The sequence below is a fragment of the Embleya sp. NPDC005575 genome, from assembly GCF_040605455.1.
Lineage (GTDB): Bacteria > Actinomycetota > Actinomycetes > Streptomycetales > Streptomycetaceae > Embleya.
Map to the genome: position 1 here is coordinate 20126 of NZ_JBEXCV010000070.1, position 22059 is coordinate 42184.

Here is a 22059-nt window from a genome sequence, read left to right on the forward strand (position 1 = left end):
CTTCGACATCGGGGCGCCGAGGGCCGGATGCGCCGAGACCGGGCGCGCTACAGATACAACCCCTCGCCGCCGTGCGGCGATCGTTCGACCTCCACCGGTGCCGCGCCGTTGCGCAGTGCGTACAGCTCGGCGAGGGTGGCGTGGGTGCCGATGCCCTCGGCGGTCCCGAGCCACTCGCGTGCCTCGGTGAAGTCCAGCGGGCCGACGTCGATCTGGGCCAGGCACCGCCCCGGTCGAACCACGGCCGGATGCAGCCGGCCGAGGTTCTCGTTGGTGGTGATCGCGACCATCACGTTGCGGCCCTGCCCGAGCAGCCCGTCGGTCAGGTTCAGCAACCGGGACAACGCCTGCCCGGCCGAGCGCTTGGCCTCGCCCCGGATCAGTTCGTCGCAGTCCTCCAGGACCAGCAGCCGCCACCGCTGCTTCTTGGACTTGTCGTGCGACTCCTCGTCCTCGTCGCCGCGTCCGATCGCGACGTCCATCAGATAGCCGGTGTCGCCGAACAGCGCCTCCGGGTCGAGGACGCAGTCCATCCGGCACCAGTCCTGCCACGAGCGGGCCAGCGCGCGCAGCGCCGTGGTCTTGCCGGTGCCGGGCGGGCCGTGCAGCAGGATCAGCCGCCCGGACACGTCGTCCGGGGTGACCTTCATCAGCCGGTCGAACGCGTTGGTGGTCGGCGCGGTGTAGTTGCGGCGGATGTCCTCCCACGGCGCTGCGGTGATCGCCCGGGTGGTGCGGTACGGGCCGCGCCGGGCGGAGAAGTACCAAAAACCCATCGCGACGGCCTCGTCCTTGGGCGGCGGATCGGCCGCCGCGCCCTTGACCGCCTTCTTGAGCACCGCGCGGCCGACCTTCTCGTCGACGGCGGTCACGGTCACCTCGCCACCGCCGCTGCGCCAGCGGACCGAGCGCAGGGTCCAGCCGTCGCCGACGGCCAATTGGGAGGAGCGGTCGTCCTCCTCGACGGCCCGCACCACCTTGGCACCGCGGGGCACGAGTCGGGCGCCGGGCTTGACCCGATCCAGGCGGGTGGTCCTGGCCCATGGCTGGGCGCCGGTCAGGAAAGCGGCGAGGGCGAGTCCGTCCACGGCGTCGTACGGGGTGTCCGCGTCATCGAGCCCGAACACGAAGGGCAGCAGCGTTGAGGGGTCGTCACCGGCTGAACTCGGCGCCCCATCCGGTGGGTGGGGCGTCTGGCGAGGCATCGACATGATTTCGATGATCCGGTGCCCCGGGCCGTCCGTACAGGGGTTTTCGGGTAGCGGTTTCCCGGCCGGACCGGTGCCGGCCGGTGACATGCGGTGACCGTTCCAGGTCACCGCACCGGGGCTGGTGCTCCCGGGCGGGCGCTCCGGTACGACCGGGTTCGAGGACCCTCAGGGCGGCTCCCGCATCGCGGGGCCGCCCTCGTTCGGTGAACGGGGGATCGCGTGATGACCGGTTCCGACCGGTGGGGACCTTGGCTTCGCCGTATCGACCCGGGATGGGCGCGCACGGGTTGCCCCACCTCATGCCCGGCCGGCGTCCTCGGGGGACGCCGGCCGTCCCGCAACAACGCGCGGGGCGAACGCGATCCGGGTGCGCGAATCCGCACCCGGCGCGTGCCCCGGGCCGATCAACACGAGGACGGGCACCAAGAGCTACCCGGGTCGTGCCGAACGTCGAGCGGGCCCTGCGTGAACCAGCGCGCGGGGCCTGCTTGCGTGGGGCGGGGCCGGGTGGGCCGGCCGCCCGTCTTCCCGCTCGCCTAGCCGTCGTAGACCGCGTCGAAGGCGGCGAGCACGGTGGTGATCGCCTCGTCGCGGGTCAGCCCGAGGCGATGTGCGCGGTGCGCGTATTCGAGGGCTGCCTCGCTCGCGGCCCGCTGTGCCGTGTCGCCGACGGCGGCGACGAAGCTCCCGGATCGGCCCCGGGTCTCGATCACGCCGTCCGCCTCCAGCTCGCGGTAGGCGCGGGCGACGGTGTTGGGCGCGAGGCCGAGCTCGCCGGCCAGACCGCGCACGGTGGGCAGTCGGGTGCCGGCGGGCAGCGCGCCGGCCCGGGCCTGATCGGCCAGCTGGGCCCGGATCTGCTCGAACGGCGCGACGGCGGAGGCCGGGTCGATGGTGATCACCATGCCCGCGAGCCTAATGCCGGGGGTGCCCGCGGCTCCGGTTTCCGGAGGGTCGTCCGGGCCGAGGGGGGAGTGCCCGCCGCGTTACGGCCTCGGATCCGGGAATCGCCGGACGGGCCGGACCCGCTCCGACAGGGTGGGAGGACGGCGGCGAACGGGGGCTTGGCGTGGCGGCGCAGACATACCAGGAACGGCTGGGCGCGGCGGAGGCGGCCGAGTGGCGGCGGATCGGCCGGGTCCGGCGGTACACGGACGGCGACCGGCTGATGCGAGAGGGCGAACCGGCCACCGAGGCGCTGTTCTTGGCGGCCGGCCGGGTCAAGGTGGTCAGCACCGCGGAGGACGGTCGGGAGGTGGTGCTCGCCTATCGCCAACCCGGCGAGGTGTTCGGCGAGATCGCCGCGCTGGATCGGGGTCCGCACTCGGCCACGGTGATTGCGATCGGCGACGTGTCGGCGTGGTCGTTGACCACGGATCAGTTTCTGCTCTTCCTCGACCGGCAGCCCAGGGTGGCGATCAGCCTGCTGATGGTGATGACCCGTCGGCTGCGTCAGGCCGACGCACAGCGACTGAACTACCGGGCCAGGAATGTGCTGGAGCGGATGGCCGAGCGCCTGCTCACGCTCTGTGAGCAGTGCGGCGAGGAGGTCGGCGACGGTCGCCGTCGGGTGGCGATCCGGGTCACCATGCCCGAACTCGGGGCTTCGGTCGCGGCCGGCCGCGAGTCGGCGGTCAAGGCCTTCGCCCGGCTGCGCGAGATGGGCGCGGTCTCCGTCGACCCAGCACGCCGATTCGTCATCGAAGATGCCGAATTGTTGGCCCGGCTCGCGGCGGGTCGGGCCGGCGAATCCTGAGTGGAGGGTAAAAGTACGCGGCGCCGCACCCGGGGCTGCGGCACGGTGGACCCGTCGAACCCAGCGTGGTCACACGCTCACCGAAGGGGGAATCCGTGTCCGATATGCCGTCGATCCGGGCGTTGTTCGCCGTGGACGCCGAGAAGTTCACACACAACCGGGATGTGCTGCTGCCCAAGGTTCGCGAGGCCATCGGCGCGGTGGTCCCGGAGGCGTTCGCGCAGGCCGGTCTGGACTGGGACAAGCAGGTGGCCCACGTCGACGATACGGGCGACGGGCTGATCCTGACGATGACCGACGACCGTACGCACCAACTGGTCGACGCCGTCTACTGGTTGGACCGTCGACTGCGTACCCGGGCACGCCTGCACGAGGGCCCGCCGCTGCGGATGCGAGCCGCCGTGCACGTGGGCCCGATCCACGTGTCCGACGGTTCGGGGGCGGCCAAGAACGAGCTGTGTCGGCTTCTCGACGACGCGTTCGTGCGCGCCGCGCTGCGGGCCACCAAGGGCCATGTGGCCGCGATCGTCTCGGACACCGTGTACCGCACCGCCGTGTTGGGCGGGTATACGGAGGCGGTCGACCCGGCGTGGTTCCGCCGGGTCGAGTCGCACGTCAAGGACACCCGGCAACTCGCGTGGGTGCACGCGCCCGCGAATGATCTGCCGCCGACCCTGGACCCGGCGCCGCCGGCCGAGCCCGACCGACCGGGCCCGGCGGGCGACCCCGCACGACGTGCGCCGACCTCGGCGCGCCCGGAACCCGCGGCGGGCGGGCAGCAGTTCCACATCGGTGGCAACCTGCACGGAAACAACCTCGTCGGCGGCACCAACCACGGGGACATGAACTTCGGCACCGACGGCCGGGCCCACTACCGGGACCCGGACGACGAGCCGCGCTTCGGTGGTCCGGTCCGGGGCGCCTGAGATGACCGTCTCCGACGAGCGGCCGCTCGACCCGGTCGCCTCGGCCGACGCCCGCCCGGCGCGCGAGGACGCCGACGAAGTCCCGGGGGCCGGGCGGTCGCTCGACCCGGAACAGGTTGACGAGGCCTGGCCGGAAGCGGAGTTCGCGTTGCTGGACGCGGCCACGACGGTGATCGTCAACTTCAACGGCACGACGGGGAACCACGTCTTCGGTTCGCGGATGTTCGGGGACATGAGCGCCGCGAATGGTTCCGGCACCGCGGGCCGGCCGCGGCAGGCGCGGGAGGGCCCGATCTGGAAGGAGGAGAGCGATCTCGTCTGCCGTACGTTCGTGCCGCCCAAGGGATACCTGCGGGCGCGCAGCATGATGGCGCGGCATCTGATCCTGCTGACCGGCGAGGCGGAGTCGGGAAAACGCACGCTGGCCCTACATCTGATGCAGGATCAGTACGTCGAGAAGGTGGTCGCGCTCGACCCCGAAGAGGACCTGATGACCCGCCGGATCCAGCGCGGCCGGGGGTATGTGATCGACTCCGCCGCCGCGGATCTGCTGGCCGGCTACGCCCGCAACGACCTGGAGATGTTGCGCCGACGCCTGGTCGAGCGCGAGAGCGTGCTGGTCGTGACGGCGGTCGCCACCGCGCCGGTGCTCGCGCTCTGGGCGCCCTGGCACGTGCCGTGCGAACGGCCCGACCCACTCCAGGTGTTGCACAGCCACCTCGCCTACCACCTGGGTCGGGACTGGGAGCGCCGGCATCTGGACCTGGTGGACGAGGACATCGCCGAACTGGTGCGTGCCGACGGCGGCCGGCCGGACCGGGCCGCGACCATCGCCGGCGACCTGGCCGACCTGGCCGACGGCAGGTTCACCAGGACCGAGGTGCTGAACGCGCTGCGCGATCGCGATCACGCCGCCGTGGACGGCTGGCTGCGGGCCAATTCCGGGCGAGCGGACTGGGCGCTGATGATCGCGGCGGCGGTCTTCGAGGGACAGGATTACGGCATCGTCACCGAGCGGGCGGCGGCGCTGCGCGAGACGTTGGCCGAGCATCTGCCGATCGCGGACGGAGAGCCGGCCGACGGTTGGCCACCCCGGGCGCGAGCGGCCCGGCTGGAGTTGATCAACGCGACCGCGGTCGCCGCCGACGCGACCCGAGGCGGTGCCCGCTACCGGCTCGACGTGGTCGGCTTCAACCGGCCGCGCTGGGCGGCGTCGGTGCGGGCACACGTTTGGGACGTGTATCCGGACCTGCGTGATCCGCTCGTGGACTGGTTGGCCGCGACCCCGAGGTACCCGCTGGACGTCTACCGGGTCGCGGCCCGGGCCGCCGGCGACTTCATCGCCACCGGTCGCGGGCACCGGCCGTTGGCGCCGGTGCTGCGCTGGGCCCGGGAGGACGACACCAAGCGGGCGATGGTGGTGCCGGCGTTGAAGGCTGCGGCGCAGGACGCGGTCGTGGCCACCCAGGTGCGGCATCTGCTGGCGAGTTGGAGTCGGGACACCACCCGCTCGGGGCTGCGGCTGATGGCGGCTCGGGCGTACCCGGGCCTGGCGTCGGTGTATCCCGGTCGCACGTTGACCGACCTGCTCCGCCTCGCCCGGACCGGGGATCGTCCGGTGGCGACGGCGGCCCGGGAGGGCATCGCGGCACTGTGCCGGGACGGCATGCGCGCGGAGTCGGTGCTGGAGCGGGTGGAGGACTGGGAGGAGGCGGCGGCCGCGGCCGAGGTCGCGGCCGCGCTGGTCGGCGAGGACGCCGGTGGCGAACTGCTGACGGGCGAGCGCTTCCTCGCCGTGATCCGGCTCGCGGTCGGGGATCGGGACGGGTACGCCGTGGTGGCTCGGATGTTCACCACGCTGCTCGGCAGCGTCCGTGGTGACCGGGAGCGCGCCGCGGCTCTGCGGGAGACCTTCGCGCTGCTGTTTCTCCCCGGACGCGGCTACGGCCTGGAACGCCTCGCGTACGACCTGACCCGGCTGGCCTACGAGGGCCTGCCCAACGGCGACGTGATCGACATCGCGGTGCTCGAGCCCGCCATCAACGCGTTCGAGGAGCCGCCGGTTCGAACGAACGGGGGAGCAAACGCATGACCGACGACCGTACTTTCCTGGTCCGGCCCGCCACCGGCTCGCGCAGCCTGACCTGGCTCCGCCATCGCCTCGGGCTGTACGCCGATCACGTGCTGGTGGTCCCGACGAGCGCCGACCCGGTGCCGACGTTCGCGGAGGTGCGTGGGGCTCCCGAGGTGTGGTGGGTGGCGGCGCGCGAATTCGCCGACATCCGCGATTTCGAACTGCGCGCCGGACCGGACGGGGAGCGCGCCTTTCGCGTGCGGGTACAACTGCACTGGTGGGTGCACGACGCCAGGACGGTCGCGCTGCGTCGCCCTGTGGACGCCGTCTCCTTCCTCTGTCGCGACGTGGAGAATCGGATCCGCAAGGCGACGGCCGTGGTGCACGACGCCGACGAGGGCCGACTCCAGGACGAACTCGACGCCGCGCTGGCCCACCCGACCGCGCTGGCGGAATACGGGCTCAGCTATCGTCCGGTGGGCGCATTCCTGAGTGCCGAGGGCATTCCGGACAGTGTCCGCGCGGCGCTGGATGAGGCGCGCTGGGCGGTGCCACTGGAAAAGGAGCAACAACGGCTCGCCCGAGTGCGGTTGGAGTTTCACCGGGCGCTCATTCGGGAGGGTCCGGAGGCGCTCGTCGCATACTGGTTGACCCGATTTCCCGATCAGATCAAGGCGGTGGTGGATCACCTGGACCGCCACGGCTCGGCCGCGAGCGCGGATCTCACGTTGAGTACGGAACTGCTCGCGCTGCTCGGCAGTGCCGACGATTTCGAGCGAAACCAACTGCGAAAGTCGATCGTCGCCGGTCTCGCCGCGTCCGGGCCGCGCGGGGCGGAGGTGCTGCGCACCCTGGGCCTGTGGGACGACCTGGTCGAAGGCGGCCCGGGCCGGATGGGCGAACCGGGACCGCGCGGGTAGCGAACCGGGCACGACCAGGAGCCGCGCACCTTTTCGGTGCGCGGCCCCTGCGGTTCGGGCGGCGGTGCTTCGTCGCTTTGCGCGTCCGTGGCTTCCACGTCCGTCACTTTCATGTCCGTCGCTTATTGCGTCAGCCGTTTTTTACGTCCGTCGGTTTTCACGCCGGATGCCGTCCTGCCACCCGTCCGCCGCTCGATTTGCCGTTCTCGCCGCTCGGTTTATCGTTCCTCGCGGAAGAGCACGTGCTTTCCGGCGGCCGGGTCGTACTTGCGCAGCGTCATTCGCTCCGGATCGTTGCGCCGGTTCTTTCTGGTCACGTAGGTGAAACCGGTCCCGGCCGTGGACCGAAGCTTCACGATCGGACGAAGCTCGTTGCGAGCCATGCACGCCTCCCGGAGTTTCGAAGTCTGTCCCGATGGCTGCTTCAAGGCGTTTGGGTGACCGGTTATTCCACGGCTCTTGCCCGGCCGATTCTTCGTGGCGTTCGTGTCGTTCGTGGAGAGCGATCGGCGGCGGCCGATGCCGCAGGCCACCGGCGGGCTCGGAAACTCCGGGCGCGGGGCGGGTCCGCAGTGGGATGCTGACCGGGTGAATCGATCGGATGTGCTGCTTCAGATCCCCGCCGAGTTGCAACAGTTCCTGCCGCCGAGGCTGCGCGGGCTGCCGGTGAGTATCCCCGCCGACGGCGATTCGACGATCGGGCACCTGGTGGAATCGGCCGGACCCCCGCTGCCCGAGGTCGGCGCACTGCTGGTCAACGGCTTGGAGGTCGGACCGGGACACCGACCGGTCGGCGGCGAAGTGGTGGACGTGCTGCCGATCCGGCGTCCGCAGGCCATCCCGGAGTACGCCGACACGCCGCCGCGTTTTCTGCTCGACGTGCACTTGGGCGCGCTGGCCCGCCGGATGCGCCTGGTCGGGATCGACACGGCCTACCACAACGACTGCGACGACCCGACCCTGGTGATCCAGGCCAACGCCGAACGCCGCGTGCTGCTCACCCAGGACCGCGGCCTGCTCCGGCGCAAGAACCTGTGGTTCGGCGCATACGTCTACGGGATCCGCGCGGACGGCCAACTCGACGACCTGCTCCGCCGGTTCGTGCTGCCGCTCGCGCCCTGGACGCGCTGTACCGCGTGTAACGGCGAGCTGCGGGCGGCGACGCGCGAGGAGGTCGAGTCCGAGATCGAGGCGGGCACGTTGCACAAGGTGGACTCGTTCGCCCGATGCCGCGCGTGCGACCGGGTGTACTGGCACGGCGCGCACGGCGGCCACCTGGACGAGATCGTCGAGGCGGCACAACGCACTGCCGCGAGCATCCGCTGATGGTTACGGCCGGGGCATGGACGCTCGCACCGGCAGGCGCTGCCACAACGTTCTGAATCCGCTGCATTCGCTGGTCTACTTCGCGCCCGAAGGCGACCCGGAATTCGTCGCGATCGGGCTGAAGACGGGACGGATGGGCTACTTCGCGTCCCCGGCCGGGCGCTGTACGCGGGGCCGCGGCCGGACGGCGGGGGTCTTCGCGACGCGGACGGGCTGACCCGGGCGGGGAGTAGCGGGCCGGGGTCGGGTTCGGCCCCGACGGTTCCGAACGAAGGCGACGCCGACCTCGACCTCGACCTCGACTCAGCGAACCCGGCCCCGGGCCCGCAGCGGTACGGACGGCAATGCCGGCGCGTCCATCCGAGGCCCGTCGTAGCCGGTGACCGTGCCGAAGTCGGCCCCGTCCGCCCACGCCGTGCGCGCGGCCGTGACCTCCTCGCCCGTGCGCGCCACGAAGTTCCACCACATCACGATCTCCTCGGCGAACGGCTCGCCGCCGAGCAGCATCAGGTCCGCCCCGTTCGCCGACCGGATCGACAGCGACGTCCGCCCGCAGCCCAGATACAGCAGCCCGCCGGGGGTGAGCGGCACGCCGTCCACTTCGGCCTCGCCCGACATCGACAACACCGCGTACTCGAAGTCCGGCTCCAGCGGCGGCCGGACATCCGCGCCCGACGCCAGGGTCAGGTCCGCGCCGACGAGTGGGCTGTAGGTGGTGCCCGGCGAGGTGGACCCGTCCAGCGTGCCCATGATCACGGTCGCGGTCAGGCCGCCGCCGGTGACCACCGGCAACTCGGCGTGGTGCTCGAAGTGCGGGTCGACGTGCCGATGCGCGTCCGGCAGCGCGACCCACAACTGGGCGCCGTGCAACAACCGGGCGTGCTCGCGCGGCGACTCCTCGGAGTGCGAGATGGCCCGACCCGAGGTCATCAGACCCAGCTCGCCGGGCCGCACGGTGGCGAGGCTGCCCAGGCTGTCCCGGTGCAGCACGCTGCCCTCACGCAGCCAACTCACGGTCTGGAGACCCAGGTGCGGATGCGGCGGTACCTGCATGCCGGGCTCGTCCGCGATGTCGTCCGGCCCGTAGTGGTCCACGAAGCACCATGCGCCGATCATTCGTCGACCCAGGCTCGGCAACAGCCGGCGGACCATCGTGCTCTCGCCCAGCTGTACGTCGCGCGCCTTCAACAACTCGTGGACGGGTTCGCCGGGCACATCGGCGCGCCCGCCGCACGTGGTCAGGGTCGGTCGGGTATCGAGATTGCTCATGGTGCCAACGGTACGCGGAGCGGGGAGGGTGTATTCGGCGCTGCGTATCGGGTTCTGTGTGTCCGGTCCTGTGTGTCCGGCCCCGCGCCGGTCGACCTGCCGACCGGCGCCGACCCGGTCTCGCCCGCACCCGACCCTGGCCGCTTCCGGCCTCGCCGGGTCAAAAGCGGCCAGGCCGGTTTAGGACAGGGCCGGTTCCGGCCCGCCGTTGCCCCTGGAACCCCCTCTGACCAGCGGACATGCTCATCTCAGAGCCGGAACGCAGCAGCGCCGGCCGGCCGGGAGATGTCACCGCGGGATGTCTTCCGGCTCCGAAGTCCACGCTCGTTTCCACGCCTTCAGGAGCTGTTCATGCCGCAACCCACCCCCACGAGGAGCGCCGCGGTCGCCATCCTCGGACTCGTCGCCTCGGCGGCGTTCGCGATCGTCGCCCTGGCCGGTCCGGCCCACGCCGACGGCAACGGTGCGTCCCAGCCCACCTCCACCACCGGCACCACTGCCCCGACCGCTTCGATCTCGCCCTTCAACATGGGCTGGCAGTAGCGGCCCGGCGGTCGACGACGCGTCAAGCGTCGGCCGCCTCGGTCACCGACTCACGACCCACCGACTCACGACCCACTCACCGACTCCCGAGTCACCGACCCATCGAGGCCAGTGGTTCCAGGGTCAGCCAGCCGCGCTGGATCGCGCGCGCGCCCGCCTCGAATCGACTGCGCGCACCGAGCAGGTTCATCAGGTCGGCGGCGAACCGCCGGGCGGTACGGGCCGATACGCCCAGCCGCTTCGCGATCGCCTCGTCGGTCAGTCCCTGACCCAGCAGCCGAAGTATCTCCGCTTCCTGCGCGGTCAGGCCGCGATGATCCTTCACCTGGACCGCGCCCAACGGCGCCGCGTTCGACCACAACGTGTCGAACAGCGCGCACAGGGCGGTGACCGTACCGTGGCCGTTCAACACCACCGCACCCTCGCCGCTGTTCTCCCCGTCGGTGGGCATCACCGCGAGCTTCCGGTCGATCACGATCATCCGCACCGGCAACGACGGCAACGTCCTTACCTCACCCCCGAGTTCGGCAAGCCAATCGGCGTAGTCCACGGACGGCTGGCTATTGCGAACCGCATCCAGATACAACGAGCGCATCCGGATCCCGCGTCCGAGCAACTCCCGATCCAGCGGCTTGGACGCATCCAGGTTCTCCGCCGTCTGGGCGCCGCCGGGCGCAAACGTCATCACCTCGGTCTGCACGTCGCGGGTCAGCTGGGCCAACCGTTCCCGGATCCGATCCAGTCCGACCAACCGTTCGACGTCGGAATCCACGGGGCTGGGTCGAAGATCCGCGCAATCGGCGATCAGTCGGGCAGCCGCTGCCCTGGATCGCTCCACGTGGTGCTGAAGCGCCGCGAGCTCCTCCTGCTGCCGGGCGAGCAGGGCCTCCATGCCCAGCTCGGGGCTGACCGCGATCAGTCGTCCCGCACATTCATAGGACGGCCGCACCAGGGCGAGTTCGCTCAGCCGATCCAGTGCGGCCCGCACCGCCATATCCGTCATGCCGGTCTTCATTGCAATTTCTGCGATACCGAAGTCCGTATCGACAAGCATGACCCGATAAACCGATTCGGTCTTTTCGTCCATCCCGAGTTGGTCGAGCATCAGTCCCCCACCCACGCGTCCAACGAGACCTTCCCCCAGTGCCGGGATAGACCATACCCGCTGACGCAAACCAAGCGGTGTGCTGTTCTCGGCCATTGAGGATCGTCCACGAGGAATGGTCCATGTATCTCGTCCACGCCGGCGTCCTCAATTCCCGCGGCCTGCCGCCGAAGAATATGGATCCGGCCCTATTGCGCCGGCTCATCGGGGCCCACGCCGCCGGCACCGGATTGGAGCACGTCGTCGTACACGTCGACGACCTGCACCTGACCATCGGCCTGTTCCTGCGATCCGACAGCCTGGCCCGCGCCGAGTCGGCCGCACTCGCGCTGTGTCGCCGGGCCCTGGCCGCCGATGCGCGACTGGCCGGACATCGGGTGGTGCATTGCCGGGTGCCGTTGCTTCCTTTTCTTTTCGACAGCCCGCCGAACACGTGTCGCTAGGCCGGTGATTCTCGGCCCTTCGGTGGTTTTTCGGCCATCGTGGGAGCGGTTCGAATACCCTTGCCCGCGCCGCGTCGAACGCCACGCACGGATAACCACGACCGGCCGTGAAAGAACGCGACGGGAGCATCCGCATTCGTTGCGGATCTCCCGATTTCGAATTCCCAGGGGGCTCGGCAGGCGTTAGCCGCGTCCAAGTCGGCCCGCCGACGACGCGGGCGGCCGGGCGACCACACCGGCCGCCCGGCCGCCCGAGGGTGAAGCGTGCCGATGGCGCTCAGGATTCCCGGCGCGCTCCCGCCGACGGCACCGCCTGGAAGAAGCGCGGCGCGGTGAATCCGCGGACCGCGAAGGCCTTCTCGACCGCCTCTTCGACCGCCGCGCACCGGTCCGCGTCGACCAGCGCGATGGCCGAACCGCCGAAGCCGCCGCCGACCAGCCGGGCGCCCAGCGCGCCCGTGGCCAGCGCGGTGTCCACGGCGGTGTCCAGTTCGGCGCAGGAGATCGTGTAGTCGTCGCGCATCGACACGTGCGACGCGGTCAACTCGGGCCCGATCGCCCGGATATCGCCGACCTCCAGGGCCTTCACCACGCGCAGTACCCGCGCATTCTCGGTGAGGACGTGCCGCACCCGACGGCGCAACGGCCCGTCCGGCAGCGCCGCGAGGGCCGCGTCCGGGTCGGCCACCTCGCGCAGCGACGGCACTTCGAGCAGTCGCGCCGCCTCCTCGCAGGAGGCCCGGCGCTCCGCGTACCCGCCGTCCACGAGCGCGTGTTGGGCTCGGGTGTCGATCACCAGCAGCCGCAATCCCGCGCTCGCGCAATCGAATGGGACGTGACTGCCGGTCAGGTCGCGGCAGTCGAGGAAGAAGGCGTGGCCCGCGACGCAGCCGAGCGAGGCCATCTGGTCCAGCATGCCGACCGGGACGCCCACGAAGTCGGTCTCGACGCGCTGCGCGACCCGGGCCAACTCTCGGCGATCCAGGCCCAGTTCGTACAGGTCGTCGAGTGCCAGGGCGACCGCGCAGGACAGTGCCGCCGACGAGGACAGCCCCGCTCCCACCGGCACGTCGCTGTCGATCCTGATGTCGGCTCCGCCGACCTCGTGCCCCGCCGCGCGCAGCGCCCACAACACACCGGCCGGATACGCGGCCCACCCGGTCAGCGCGCCGGGCGCCAGGTCGGCGATCGCCAGGTCGACCGATTCGCTCCCGGCGTGACCGGACGCCAGACGCAGTCGGCCGTCCGTACGCCGCCCGACGGCGGCGCGCGCGGTGTGCGGGATCGCGATCGGCAGCACGAAGCCGTTGTTGTAGTCGGTGTGTTCACCGATCACGTTGACCCGGCCCGGCGCCGCCCAGACCCCCTCGGCGTGGAACTCGCTCACCACCCCGCCTCGCCGTCCCGCAGGAAGGACCACGCGTCCGCCACGATGTTCTCCAGCGACGTCCGGGTGGGACGCCACCCGAGCACGTCGCGCGCCCGGTCTGCAGCGGCCACCAGCACCGGCGGATCGCCCGCCCGGCGCGGCGCCTCGTGCGCGGGCACGGCGCAGCCGGTGACCGTCCGGACCGCGTCCACCACGTCGCGGACCGAGAAGCCGGTCCCGTTGCCGAGGTTGCAGATCAGGTGCCCGGTCGCGGCGCCGTCCTCGCCGGTCGCGGCGAGCGCGAGCAGGTGCGCGTCGGCCAGGTCGGCGACGTGGATGTAGTCGCGCACGCACGTGCCGTCGGGCGTCGGGTAGTCGGTGCCGTACAGCGCCACCGAGCCGCGGGTGCCGTTGGGCACCTGGAGGGCCAGCGGGATCAGGTGGGTCTCGGTCGCGTGCCGCTCGCCGTACCGGCCGTACGCGCCCGCGACGTTGAAGTAGCGCAGGCTCACCGCCCGCAGGCCGTACGCGGCGCAGTACGAGGTGATCAGATGATCGACCGTCAGCTTCGAGGCGCCGTACGGGTTCGTCGGCGCGCACGGCGCGTCCTCGGTGATCGGCGAGACCTCGGGGGCGCCGTAGACGGCCGCGGTGGAGGAGAACACGAAGCGGGTGACGCCGTGCGTACGCAACGCGTCCAGCAGCGCGAGCGAGCCGCCGACGTTGTTGTGCCAGTACTTGGCCGGGTCGGTGACGGACTCGCCGACCAGGGAGGAGGCGGCGAAGTGCAGGACCGCGTCGAACGACGCGTCCAGGTGCCGGGCGGCATCCTGGACCCGGCCCTCGATGAACCCCGCCTTGTCCGGGACCGCGTCGCGATGCCCGGTGGACAGGTCGTCGAGCACCACCACGTCGTGTCCGGCCGCGACCAGGTGGGCGGCGACCACGCTGCCCACGTAGCCCGCGCCGCCGGTGACCATGAGCCTCATTCGCCGACCTCCCGCAGTCGTGCCGCCGCGGTCTCCGGCGGTACGTCGCTGATGAACACACCCATCCCGGATTCGCTTCCGGCAAGGTACTTCAGCTTGCCCGGCGCCCGCCGAATCGAGAAAAGTTCCAGGTGGAGCGCGAAGTCGACCCGGCCCGAGCGGACCGGCGCCTGCTGCCAGGCGGCGATGTACGGCGCGGGCTCGCCGTCGAAGAGGCGGTCGAAGCGGTCGAGCAGATCCAGGTACATCGGGCCGAACTCGGCGCGCGCGGCCTCCTCCAGCGCGAGCAGGTCCGGCACCCGGTGGTTCGGGTACAGGTGCACCTCGTACGGCCAACGCGCGGCGGCAGGCACGAACGCGGTCCAGTGCTCGCCCTCGGCCACGATCCGCGACCCGTCGGCCCGCTCGGCGGCGAGCACGTCCTCGAACAGGTTGCGGCCGGTGCGGTGCCGGTGCGCGGCCGTGCTCGCGATCATCGTGGCCGTGCGCGGGGTGACGAACGGGTAGGCGTAGATCTGCCCGTGCGAGTGCGGCAGCGTGACGCCGATCTCCCGGCCGCGGTTCTCGAAGCAGTACACCTGCTCTACGCCGGGCAGCGCGGACAACTCGGCGGTGCGGTCGGTCCACGCGTCCAGCACCAGGCGCGCGCGGTCGGGGGTGAGGTCCTTGAAGGACGCGTCGTGCTCGGGGGTGAAGCACACCACCTCGCACCGTCCGCCGGACGGCCGGCGTGGGAACGGGTCGAGGTCCCAACCGGGTTCGGGCTGCCCGGCCGGCGCATCGGCGGGGCCGGACGTGGACGGGCCGGACATCGACGGGAAGCGGTTCTCGAAGACGACGACCTCGTAGTCGGCCTCGGCGACCTCGGTGGCCCGCTCCGGCGTGGACGGGCACAGCGGGCACGCGTCGGCCGCGGGCAGGTGGGTCCGGGTCTGCCGGTGCGAGGCGACCACGACCCATTCGTCGAGCAGTCGGTCGTAGCGCATTTCGGAGCCGCTGACCACGGGGGCGAGATCACGCGTGTCGACGGCGGTGCGGACCGCGTCGTCCCGCGTGTCGTAGTAGACGATCTCGCGACCGTCGGCCATGACGGCCTGCGTCTTCTTCATACTTCAATTTTGCGAAGCTTTCCAAAACTTGTCAATGAGAAAGCTCTGGCGGGCGAAAGGCTTGTCATTGCCACCCCTCGCGTCGCCGCCCACCCGGCCTCACCTGCGGTTTGACAAGTTTCGGAAGGTGTCCGCAAGATGCTGCCCATGCCTGACGACGACACCGACGGTCTGCCCGCCGAGGGCCGCCGCGCCCGGATGGCCGCGACGATCGCGGATCGAGGCTTCGCCAAGGTCACCGACCTGGCCGAGGCGTTCGGCATCTCGCGCGTGACGGTGAGGGCCGACCTGGAGGTGTTGGAGCGTCAGGGTCGGCTGCGCCGAGTCCGCGGCGGCGCCATGTTCACCGGCCGCGATCCCCGGGTCGAGCCGTCCTTCGAGGAGGCGCTGACCTCGGCGTCGCCCGCGAAGACGCTGATCGGGCAAGCCGCCGCGGCGCTGGTGTCGCCGTCCGAGAGCGTGGTTCTGGACGTGGGCACGACCACCACGTTCGTGGCCCGAGCCCTGGTGGACCGCGACGACCTGCGCGACCTTGTGGTGTTCACCAACGGGCTGACCATCGCACTGGAGCTGGAGCGCGCCATCCCCCGGTTCTCCGTCGTGGTCACCGGCGGCACCCTGCGGCCGTTGCAGCACTCCCTGATCAATCCGCTCGGCGACCACATCCTGGAGCGGATCCACGCCGACACGGTCTTCCTCGGCTGCAACGGCGTGCATCCCACGGGTGGCATCACCAACGTGAACCTGCCCGAGGCCGAGGCCAAGCGCGCGATGTTGCGGGCGGCCGGGCGTCGGGTCGTGGTCGCCGACGGCTCGAAGCTGGGCCGGATCGAACTCGCCGAGGTGTGCCCACTGGCGGACATCGATTTGCTGATCACCAGCGGTTCGGCCGACTCGGACACGCTCGACGCGCTGCGCGACGCGGGGCTGGAGATCCTGGTCGCCGGGTAGCGCGCGCAGTAGCGGCGCCCTGTCGGTCGCCGAGTGGCGCGCGCATGGCGTGGGGCGGGTGCGCGGGTGTGCCTGGTTCACCCGGTTTACCGGTGCGCCGGTGTCCGATCTGCCCGGCGTGCCGATACGCCCGGCACGTCCGGTGTCCGATGTGCCCGGTGTCTGCGGCGCTGCTTCGGTGGTCGGATGCCGGAAGTGAGTACTTGTACGGATGCCCGCGTCGGACCCGCCGCCTAGCTTGATCCGCATGACCTACACGCCTCCCACCCCGGGCAGCAACGGCGACGGCTTCGCCCGTGCGGCGGCGTTCGTCGTCGGCCTCTTCGCGTTCGTCGTGGTCGCGATGACCGACCTGTTCGTCCTGATCGGCTTCGGTGGCGCCACCGAATCCTGCGCCAACCAGGCGTGCCGCGACTGGTACGAAACCCGACTCCCGTGGGTCTTCGGCCTGTTCGCCATCAGCTTCGTGACAGCCCTGATCGCGCTGGTGCGCCCCTCCCGCCGACCGGGCGGACGCCGCACCACGATCACGCTCCCGTTGGTCCTCGCCGCCATCGCCCTCCAGGCCACCGCCTTCGCCCTGAGCCAAAACGGCCCGGCAGCCTGAGGGCCGCGACGCCGCCGAACTCCATCAGCCGTCACGACCCGACCCCCCTGCCCCACGACCGGCCGGGCGCCGTCCGCCGAGCCCGACTGTTCGTGCCGCGAGACCCGGGTGTTTCCGGCCGGAACAGCGCACCGCGCAAAGGGTGTGAGGAGGCCGTATCGCCGGCTCGGGCCGACTGCGGAGCGCGCTTCGTCACCACCCGCGCAAGCTCGGTGACGGTCGGGTATCGGCTGCTCGACCGGCGCCGGACACCGTGCCGGCAGGACCGGCTGTGTGCGCGTGCGCACCTGCGCTGACCTGCGCGGACGCCGCCCGGGGGTGCGGGCGGCGGACGGCGGACGGCGGCGTGACGGTGCCCCCGGCAGGACTCGAACCTGCGACCAAGTGCTTAGAAGGCACCTGCTCTGTCCACTGAGCTACGAGGGCGTGGGCGAATCAGGATCTTGCACCGGATCCGGTCGCGGCACAACAGAATAGGGCCGTGTGCATGCCTCACCAGCGTTCCGGCGGTCACCGTTACCTGATCAGACGCAGTTGGCGGCCAGAATGTGATCAGAGAAGGGCCGAAACGGACAGAGGGAGGCGCAGTGGGTCCCATAAGGACTGTACTTGTCGGCTACGGCGTAGGGGGCTCGGCCTTCCACGCACCGGTCATCGAGGCCGTGGACGGGCTGGAACTGGTTGCCGTGGTGACCGGGAATCCGGAGCGCGGGGCGCAGGTGCGCAAGCGGCATCCGCAGGCCGAGGTGATCGGGACGACCGACGAGATGTTCGCTCGCGCGGGTGACTTCGACCTCGTCGTGATCACCGTGCCGAACCGCTTCCATGTTCCGCTGGCGACCCGTGCGTTGGCGGCCGGGCTGCACGTGGTGGTGGACAAGCCGTTCGCGGGGACCGCCGCCGAGGGTCGGGAGTTGGGTCTGACGGCGACCCGCCATCACCGGGAGCTGGGGGTCTACCAGAACCGTCGGTTCGACGGTGACTTCCGGACCGTGCGGCGTCTGGTCGAGGAGGGGCGACTCGGCGAGGTGTACCGGTTCGAGTCGCGGTTCGAGCGGTGGCGCCCGCAGGTGCGGACCTCGGGGTGGAAGGAGCAGGCCGATCCGGCGGCGCTGGGCGGAATCCTGTACGACCTGGGGACCCACTTGATCGACCAGGCGGTGGCGCTGTTCGGGCGACCCACCCATGTGTACGCCGAGTTGGACACCCGGCGAGCCGGGGCGCTCGTGGACGACGAAAGCTTCGTGGCGCTCACCCACGCGAATGGCGTGCGGTCACACCTGTGGATGAGTGCGACGGCGGCCGATCTCGGACCGCGCTTTCGGGTGCTCGGGTCCGAGGCGTCGTACGTGAAGTTCGGGATGGACCCGCAGGAGGAGTTGTTGCGCGCCGGGGCGGACGTCGGGACGCCCGGGTGGGGGACCGAGCCGCCGGCGGCGTGGGGGGTGCTCGGTACGCCCGGCAACACCGTGCCGGTGGAGACCGAGCCGGGTGCCTATCAGGACTACTACGCCGCGTTCGCGCGTGCGGTACGCGGGGAGGGTGCGCCGCCGGTGTCGCTTGGCGAGGCCGTGACCGTACTGGAGACGATCGAGGCGGCGCAGCGGTCCTCCGCCGACGGAGTGACCGTCACGCTGTAACAGCGGCGGTGCGTTGAGAATGCGGACAATACGGGCACTGGCCGCCCGTGGTGATCATGGGAAGCGACACCTTGTCCGCAGCCCTCGCCGACCTGCGGGACAAGGTCGTGGCGACGTGCTTCCCGATCGACCTGCCCGGCGCCGCGCAGGCGCGGCTGGCCCGCCGCGAGTTGATCGACCAACTCGGCGACTACCTGCTGCCCCGCCTCGCGGTGCCGCGCGCGCCGCTGCTGGCGGTGGTCGGCGGATCCACCGGCGCGGGCCGGTCCACCCTGGTGAACGCGTTGGTCGGGCGCGAGGTCACGCCGGCCGGGCCGCTGCGGCCGACCACGCGCGTGCCGGTCCTGGTGTGCCGCTCGGGGGACCGGCACTGGTTCGCTGCGGAGGCCGGGTTCGAGCTGCGGTTGGACGAGCGGGTGCCGCCCGGGATGGCGTTGCTCGACGTACCGGACATCGACTCGGTCTCCGCCGACAACCGGCGGATGGCGGTGCGCCTGCTCGGCGCCGGCGACCTGTGGATCTTCGTCACCACCGCGTCGCGCTACGCGGATGCCGCGCCGTGGCATCTGCTCAGGCTCGCGCGCGAGCGCGACACGCGTCTGGCGATCGTGTTGAACCGGGTGCCGGCGGAGTTGCTCGACGGGGTCCGGTCCGACTACGTGCGGCTGTTGCGGCAGGCGGGATTGCACGACGTGCCGCTGTATCCGATCGTGGAGACCGAGCCGGGGGCCGGGCTGCCCGAGCGCAATGTGGTGCCGGTCCGTACCTGGCTCGCGGAGCGCGGCGCGGATCCCGACGCGCGGGCCGCGGTGGTTCGGCGTACCGTCGGCGGGCTGCTGCACAGCCTGGATCGGCGGGTGCCGCCGCTCGCACAGGCGGCGGGGCGACAGTACGAGGCGGTCGATCGGGCGCGGGCGTGTGTGGATCGGGCCTACGCGGCGACTTCGCGGTGGGCGCTGCGGGCGCTCGACGACGGGTCGTTGCTGCGCGGCGCGGCGGCGGGACTCTGGCACGACGGGGACGACGCGGGGGCCGCGCGGGCGGTCCGGGAGAGTCTGGACGCGCTGGTGGCGGATGCGTTCGCGCGGGGCGCCGACCGGTCGGCGGGATGCCTGCCGCCGGGCGGAGTGCGCAGGCCGGCACCCCAGCCGCTCCGCTGGCCGGGCGCGGCGGACCCGCTCGCGCTGATCGCGGCGGTCGGCGGCATCGAATTGGCGCCCGGCATCGGGCGTGAGGCGGCCGGTCGGCTCGGTACCCGGATCGGATCCGAGCCGGCCGCGCGGCTGATTCTGGACGTCCACCGGGGACTGTGCGTCGTCGTCGCGGCGGCGCTCGACGGCGAGCGGGAACGCCGGGTGGCGGCGATGACTCCGCTGCCCGCGCGGGCCGAGGCGGGGTTGATCGAGGCGCTCGGCGTGGTGCGGGGGAGCGCGTGAGCGCGCGGGCGGTGCGGGCGGTGCGCGGCGGGTGGGTGAGGGGACGCGGGGTGGGTGGTGGGCGGCTGCCTGTGCGGCCTCGGGGGCGGGTCGGCGCGCGGTTCGATGCGCGATGTGAGGCTCGATGCGGCGTGTGGGGCGAGGTGTTGGGCGACCCGCGAGTCGATGGGTGGGGCGGATTTGGGCGTGGCGGGCGGTGCGGTACGCCGTGCGGCATGCCGGTCGGTGTGTGGTGTGGGTTCCGGGGCGTAGCGCGGTTCGGTACGTCGTGCGGCACGTCGGTCGGTGCGTGGGGCGGTCTTGGGCGTGGTGGGCGGTGCGGTACGCGGTGTGGCATGCCGGTCGGTGCGGGGTGCGAGGCGCGGTTCGATAAGTGGTGCGACACGCTGGTCGGTGCGTGGGGCGGGCTTCGGTATGGCGCGCGGTGCGGGTGCGGTACGCGGGGTGGCATGCCGGTCGGTGCGGGGTGTCGATCCTGGGTCGGAGCGTGGTTCGGCGCGCCGGTCGATGCCCGGTGTTCGTCCCGCTTCGAAGCGCGGTTCGGTAGGCGCGTCGACGCGTGCTCCGGTGTTCGATGCGACTCGTTGCGGACGAGCGGGTGACCGCCGGTGGGCAGTATGTCGATCGGTTCGCCGTGCGCCGGGCCCGGCACGCGAGTGGGACCGAGGAGTCCGCGCGGCTGATGGCGCGGTTGGCCGCGCTCGATCGGACCGCGGCGCTGGCCCGGGATCGGCTGCCCGACGCCGATCTCGCCTTGATCGAGGATCTGCTCGGCCACGCCGAGACCCGGTTGGGGACGGCCACGTGGCACACCGTGGTCGCGCTCGCGGGCGCCACGGGCGGCGGCAAGTCGTCGTTGTTCAACGTGCTCACCGGGCTGTGGCTGGCGGATACCGGCGCCCGCCGGCCGACCACCCGGACCACCCAGGCGTGCGCCTGGGACCTTGAGGGCGCGGCGCCGTTGCTGGACCTGCTCGGCATCGAACCGGTGCGCCGGGTGGCCCGGCACGGATCGCTGGACGCGCGCCGGGGCGGCGGGATGCCCTCGGGTCTGGTCCTGCTCGATCTGCCGGACCACGATTCGCTCGACCTCGCGCACCGGGCGGAGGTGGACGCGGTGGTGGCGGTCGCGGATCACATCGTGTGGGTGCTCGATCCGCAGAAGTACGCGGATGCGATCGTGCACGACCGCTATCTGCGGCCGTTGCGGCATCACGGCCACAGCATGACGGTCGTGCTCAACCACGCGGACCGGTTGCCGGCCGGGGACCTCGCGGCATGCCTGACCGATGTGCGGGCGCTGCTGGCGGCGGACGGGCTCGCCGAGGTAAGGGTGTTGGCGACGTCGTCGGAGACCGGGCTCGGGATCGCCGAACTGCGCCGGGTGGTGGTGGCCGCGGCCGGCTCCGGCGAGGCGGCGGTGACCCGGCTGGCCGCGGATCTGGACACGTTGACCGAACGCCTGGACCCCTATTTCAGCGGCGTGGTGCCGGGGGTGGACGCGTTCACCGCCGAGGACCGGGGCGCACTGGTGGACGGTTTGTGCGAGGCGGCCGGGGTGGCAGTCGTCGCGACGTCCGCCGGAGAGGGGCTGCGGACTCCGCGGGGGCCGCTGTCGGGGCGTCGGGTACGGCGGCCTGCGGTGCGGCCCGGCCCGGTGCAGGTGCATCGGGCCGAGCAGGCGATCCGGCAGGCGGGCACGCGACTGACGCGGGGGTTGCCGGCGCCGTGGGTGGGCGGGGTGCATCGGGCGCTGGCCGAGGGACTGCGCGGGTTGCCGGACGAGTTGGACGTGGCGCCGGCGGGGGCCGTGCCGGAGGCCGCTTCGCCGACGCTCGGGGCGCGGGTGGCGGTGGGCGCGCAGTGGGTCGGGGTGATCGCGGCGGCGGCCGGGTTGATCGGTGCCGGGTTGGCCTGGACGGGGGTGCCGGTGGTGCGCTGGTTCGGGGTGCCGGGGCCGTGGTGGGTGGCGGCGGTGGGGCTGGTCGTGGTGACGGTGGGGGTGTGGTTCGGGCGGCGGGCGGCGGAGGCGGCCGTGGAGCGGCGGACGGTGGAGGTGGCGGCGGCGCTGCGGTCACGGGTGGCGGAGGCGGCGGATCGGCTGGTGGTGGGGCCGGCGGCGGCGGAGTTGGCGCGATATCGGGAGGCGCACGCGTATTTCGTGGCGGCTCGGGAGCCGATGCGGCAGGGGTGAGGGGGCAGGGGCGAGGGGGCAAGGGTGGGTGCAGCCGGGGTTGCCGCTTACGTGGGCGAGGAGGCACCCAGGCCGCCCGTCACTCACGTGAGTGACGGGCGGCCTGGGTGCCACGCACGCGGGCCAAGCGCGCTGTAGGACCGGGGGCGCGGTGTCCACAGGCCGCCGGGGCCTTGGCCGGGCGTGGGAGC

21 protein-coding genes and 1 tRNA gene are annotated in these 22059 nt (G+C 71.9%); 13 read left to right on the forward strand and 9 right to left on the reverse strand.

Annotated elements, in window-relative coordinates:
• Window positions 1–47: 47 nt before the first annotated feature.
• Window positions 48–1319: a DUF5925 domain-containing protein gene (locus tag ABZS54_RS23160; protein ID WP_355539150.1), complete on the reverse strand. Its 1272-nt coding sequence runs from the start codon at window positions 1317–1319 to the stop codon at window positions 48–50.
• A gap of 428 nt (window positions 1320–1747) precedes the next feature.
• Window positions 1748–2116 (reverse strand): GntR family transcriptional regulator, encoded by a 369-nt coding sequence (locus ABZS54_RS23165; RefSeq protein ID WP_355539153.1) that lies wholly within the window; start codon window positions 2114–2116, stop codon window positions 1748–1750.
• A 164-nt stretch (window positions 2117–2280) separates the two neighbouring features.
• On the opposite strand from ABZS54_RS23165, the gene ABZS54_RS23170 reads away from it, so the two are divergent.
• The 4 genes from ABZS54_RS23170 to ABZS54_RS23185 all read left to right on the forward strand — a co-directional run bounded on the left by ABZS54_RS23170 (window position 2281) and on the right by ABZS54_RS23185 (window position 6887).
• Window positions 2281–2967: a Crp/Fnr family transcriptional regulator gene (locus ABZS54_RS23170; protein ID WP_355539156.1), complete on the forward strand. Its 687-nt coding sequence runs from the start codon at window positions 2281–2283 to the stop codon at window positions 2965–2967.
• Window positions 2968–3062: 95 nt separating this feature from the next.
• Window positions 3063–3893, forward strand: a complete 831-nt coding sequence (locus ABZS54_RS23175; RefSeq protein ID WP_355539159.1) for a hypothetical protein — start codon at window positions 3063–3065, stop codon at window positions 3891–3893.
• A gap of 1 nt (window position 3894) precedes the next feature.
• Window positions 3895–5985, forward strand: coding sequence for a hypothetical protein (locus tag ABZS54_RS23180; RefSeq protein WP_355539162.1), 2091 nt, complete (start codon window positions 3895–3897; stop codon window positions 5983–5985).
• Window positions 5982–6887, forward strand: a complete 906-nt coding sequence (locus ABZS54_RS23185) for a hypothetical protein (RefSeq protein ID WP_355539165.1) — start codon at window positions 5982–5984, stop codon at window positions 6885–6887. The genes ABZS54_RS23180 and ABZS54_RS23185 overlap by 4 nt, the downstream gene beginning before the upstream one ends.
• Before the next feature lie 218 nt (window positions 6888–7105).
• Here ABZS54_RS23185 and rpmG read toward each other — a convergent pair whose 3' ends face one another.
• The gene (rpmG, locus tag ABZS54_RS23190) at window positions 7106–7270 is read right to left on the reverse strand and encodes a 50S ribosomal protein L33 (RefSeq protein WP_355539168.1); all 165 of its coding nucleotides are present in this window, start codon (window positions 7268–7270) and stop codon (window positions 7106–7108) included.
• A gap of 205 nt (window positions 7271–7475) precedes the next feature.
• On the opposite strand from rpmG, the gene ABZS54_RS23195 reads away from it, so the two are divergent.
• Both ABZS54_RS23195 and ABZS54_RS23200 read left to right on the forward strand, forming a co-directional pair.
• The gene (locus ABZS54_RS23195) at window positions 7476–8213 is read left to right on the forward strand and encodes a Mut7-C RNAse domain-containing protein (RefSeq protein ID WP_355539171.1); all 738 of its coding nucleotides are present in this window, start codon (window positions 7476–7478) and stop codon (window positions 8211–8213) included.
• 16 nt (window positions 8214–8229) lie between these two features.
• A complete protein-coding gene (locus ABZS54_RS23200; protein ID WP_355539174.1) occupies window positions 8230–8430 on the forward strand; it encodes a hypothetical protein in 201 nt (66 codons plus the stop codon).
• A gap of 86 nt (window positions 8431–8516) precedes the next feature.
• Here ABZS54_RS23200 and ABZS54_RS23205 read toward each other — a convergent pair whose 3' ends face one another.
• Window positions 8517–9482, reverse strand: a complete 966-nt coding sequence (locus tag ABZS54_RS23205; RefSeq protein ID WP_355539177.1) for a pirin family protein — start codon at window positions 9480–9482, stop codon at window positions 8517–8519.
• A gap of 351 nt (window positions 9483–9833) precedes the next feature.
• Between ABZS54_RS23205 and ABZS54_RS23210 the strand changes: the two genes are divergently transcribed.
• Window positions 9834–10025 carry a hypothetical protein gene (locus ABZS54_RS23210; RefSeq protein WP_355539180.1) on the forward strand — a complete coding sequence of 64 codons (192 nt, stop codon included), beginning with the start codon at window positions 9834–9836 and terminating at the stop codon, window positions 10023–10025.
• A 91-nt stretch (window positions 10026–10116) separates the two neighbouring features.
• On the opposite strand, the gene ABZS54_RS23215 is transcribed toward ABZS54_RS23210, so the two are convergent.
• Entirely contained in the window at window positions 10117–11130 is a 1014-nt protein-coding gene (locus tag ABZS54_RS23215) for a helix-turn-helix transcriptional regulator (protein WP_355539210.1), read from the reverse strand.
• A 122-nt stretch (window positions 11131–11252) separates the two neighbouring features.
• Between ABZS54_RS23215 and ABZS54_RS23220 the strand changes: the two genes are divergently transcribed.
• Window positions 11253–11573, forward strand: coding sequence for a hypothetical protein (locus tag ABZS54_RS23220; RefSeq protein ID WP_355539183.1), 321 nt, complete (start codon window positions 11253–11255; stop codon window positions 11571–11573).
• Window positions 11574–11850: 277 nt separating this feature from the next.
• Here ABZS54_RS23220 and galK read toward each other — a convergent pair whose 3' ends face one another.
• The 3 genes from galK to galT are packed head-to-tail and all read right to left on the reverse strand — an operon-like array spanning window position 11851 to window position 15040.
• Window positions 11851–12963 (reverse strand): galactokinase, encoded by a 1113-nt coding sequence (galK, locus tag ABZS54_RS23225; protein WP_355539186.1) that lies wholly within the window; start codon window positions 12961–12963, stop codon window positions 11851–11853.
• The gene (gene galE / locus ABZS54_RS23230) at window positions 12957–13922 is read right to left on the reverse strand and encodes a UDP-glucose 4-epimerase GalE (RefSeq protein ID WP_355539213.1); all 966 of its coding nucleotides are present in this window, start codon (window positions 13920–13922) and stop codon (window positions 12957–12959) included. Before galE ends, galK begins: the two co-directional genes overlap by 7 nt.
• Before the next feature lie 5 nt (window positions 13923–13927).
• Window positions 13928–15040 carry a galactose-1-phosphate uridylyltransferase gene (gene galT, locus ABZS54_RS23235; RefSeq protein ID WP_355539189.1) on the reverse strand — a complete coding sequence of 371 codons (1113 nt, stop codon included), beginning with the start codon at window positions 15038–15040 and terminating at the stop codon, window positions 13928–13930.
• A gap of 147 nt (window positions 15041–15187) precedes the next feature.
• Here galT and ABZS54_RS23240 point away from each other — a divergent pair, with 147 nt between their 5' ends.
• Both ABZS54_RS23240 and ABZS54_RS23245 read left to right on the forward strand, forming a co-directional pair.
• A complete protein-coding gene (locus ABZS54_RS23240) occupies window positions 15188–15991 on the forward strand; it encodes a DeoR/GlpR family DNA-binding transcription regulator (RefSeq protein ID WP_355539192.1) in 804 nt (267 codons plus the stop codon).
• 247 nt (window positions 15992–16238) lie between these two features.
• On the forward strand, window positions 16239–16598 hold the full coding sequence (locus ABZS54_RS23245; RefSeq protein ID WP_355539195.1) for a hypothetical protein: 360 nt from the start codon (window positions 16239–16241) through the stop codon (window positions 16596–16598).
• 353 nt (window positions 16599–16951) lie between these two features.
• Here the strand turns inward: ABZS54_RS23245 and ABZS54_RS23250 are convergent.
• A tRNA-Arg gene (locus tag ABZS54_RS23250) sits at window positions 16952–17024 on the reverse strand.
• 161 nt (window positions 17025–17185) lie between these two features.
• Between ABZS54_RS23250 and ABZS54_RS23255 the strand changes: the two genes are divergently transcribed.
• The 3 genes from ABZS54_RS23255 to ABZS54_RS23265 all read left to right on the forward strand — a co-directional run bounded on the left by ABZS54_RS23255 (window position 17186) and on the right by ABZS54_RS23265 (window position 21868).
• Window positions 17186–18238 carry a Gfo/Idh/MocA family oxidoreductase gene (locus tag ABZS54_RS23255; protein ID WP_355539198.1) on the forward strand — a complete coding sequence of 351 codons (1053 nt, stop codon included), beginning with the start codon at window positions 17186–17188 and terminating at the stop codon, window positions 18236–18238.
• Between the two features lie 56 nt (window positions 18239–18294).
• Window positions 18295–19674 (forward strand): GTPase domain-containing protein, encoded by a 1380-nt coding sequence (locus ABZS54_RS23260; protein WP_355539201.1) that lies wholly within the window; start codon window positions 18295–18297, stop codon window positions 19672–19674.
• 574 nt (window positions 19675–20248) lie between these two features.
• Complete coding sequence (locus ABZS54_RS23265) at window positions 20249–21868, forward strand: GTPase (protein ID WP_355539204.1); 1620 nt, start codon at window positions 20249–20251, stop codon at window positions 21866–21868.
• Window positions 21869–22059 lie beyond the last annotated feature (191 nt).

What these genes read in the sequence shown, in the direction of transcription:
- ABZS54_RS23165 (WP_355539153.1), bottom strand. Translation starts at nt 2,116, where the DNA reads ATGGTGATCACCATCGACCCGGCCTCCGCCGTCGCGCCGTTCGAGCAG.
- rpmG (WP_355539168.1), bottom strand. Translation starts at nt 7,270, where the DNA reads ATGGCTCGCAACGAGCTTCGTCCGATCGTGAAGCTTCGGTCCACGGCC.
- ABZS54_RS23210 (WP_355539180.1), top strand. Translation starts at nt 9,834, where the DNA reads ATGCCGCAACCCACCCCCACGAGGAGCGCCGCGGTCGCCATCCTCGGA.
- ABZS54_RS23220 (WP_355539183.1), top strand. Translation starts at nt 11,253, where the DNA reads ATGTATCTCGTCCACGCCGGCGTCCTCAATTCCCGCGGCCTGCCGCCG.
- galE (WP_355539213.1), bottom strand. Translation starts at nt 13,922, where the DNA reads ATGGTCACCGGCGGCGCGGGCTACGTGGGCAGCGTGGTCGCCGCCCAC.
- galT (WP_355539189.1), bottom strand. Translation starts at nt 15,040, where the DNA reads ATGAAGAAGACGCAGGCCGTCATGGCCGACGGTCGCGAGATCGTCTAC.
- ABZS54_RS23215 (WP_355539210.1), bottom strand. Translation starts at nt 11,130, where the DNA reads ATGCTCGACCAACTCGGGATGGACGAAAAGACCGAATCGGTTTATCGG.
- ABZS54_RS23245 (WP_355539195.1), top strand. Translation starts at nt 16,239, where the DNA reads ATGACCTACACGCCTCCCACCCCGGGCAGCAACGGCGACGGCTTCGCC.
- ABZS54_RS23200 (WP_355539174.1), top strand. Translation starts at nt 8,230, where the DNA reads ATGGACGCTCGCACCGGCAGGCGCTGCCACAACGTTCTGAATCCGCTG.
- ABZS54_RS23205 (WP_355539177.1), bottom strand. Translation starts at nt 9,482, where the DNA reads ATGAGCAATCTCGATACCCGACCGACCCTGACCACGTGCGGCGGGCGC.
- ABZS54_RS23185 (WP_355539165.1), top strand. Translation starts at nt 5,982, where the DNA reads ATGACCGACGACCGTACTTTCCTGGTCCGGCCCGCCACCGGCTCGCGC.
- ABZS54_RS23240 (WP_355539192.1), top strand. Translation starts at nt 15,188, where the DNA reads ATGCCTGACGACGACACCGACGGTCTGCCCGCCGAGGGCCGCCGCGCC.
- ABZS54_RS23265 (WP_355539204.1), top strand. Translation starts at nt 20,249, where the DNA reads ATGCGACTCGTTGCGGACGAGCGGGTGACCGCCGGTGGGCAGTATGTC.
- ABZS54_RS23260 (WP_355539201.1), top strand. Translation starts at nt 18,295, where the DNA reads ATGGGAAGCGACACCTTGTCCGCAGCCCTCGCCGACCTGCGGGACAAG.
- ABZS54_RS23180 (WP_355539162.1), top strand. Translation starts at nt 3,895, where the DNA reads ATGACCGTCTCCGACGAGCGGCCGCTCGACCCGGTCGCCTCGGCCGAC.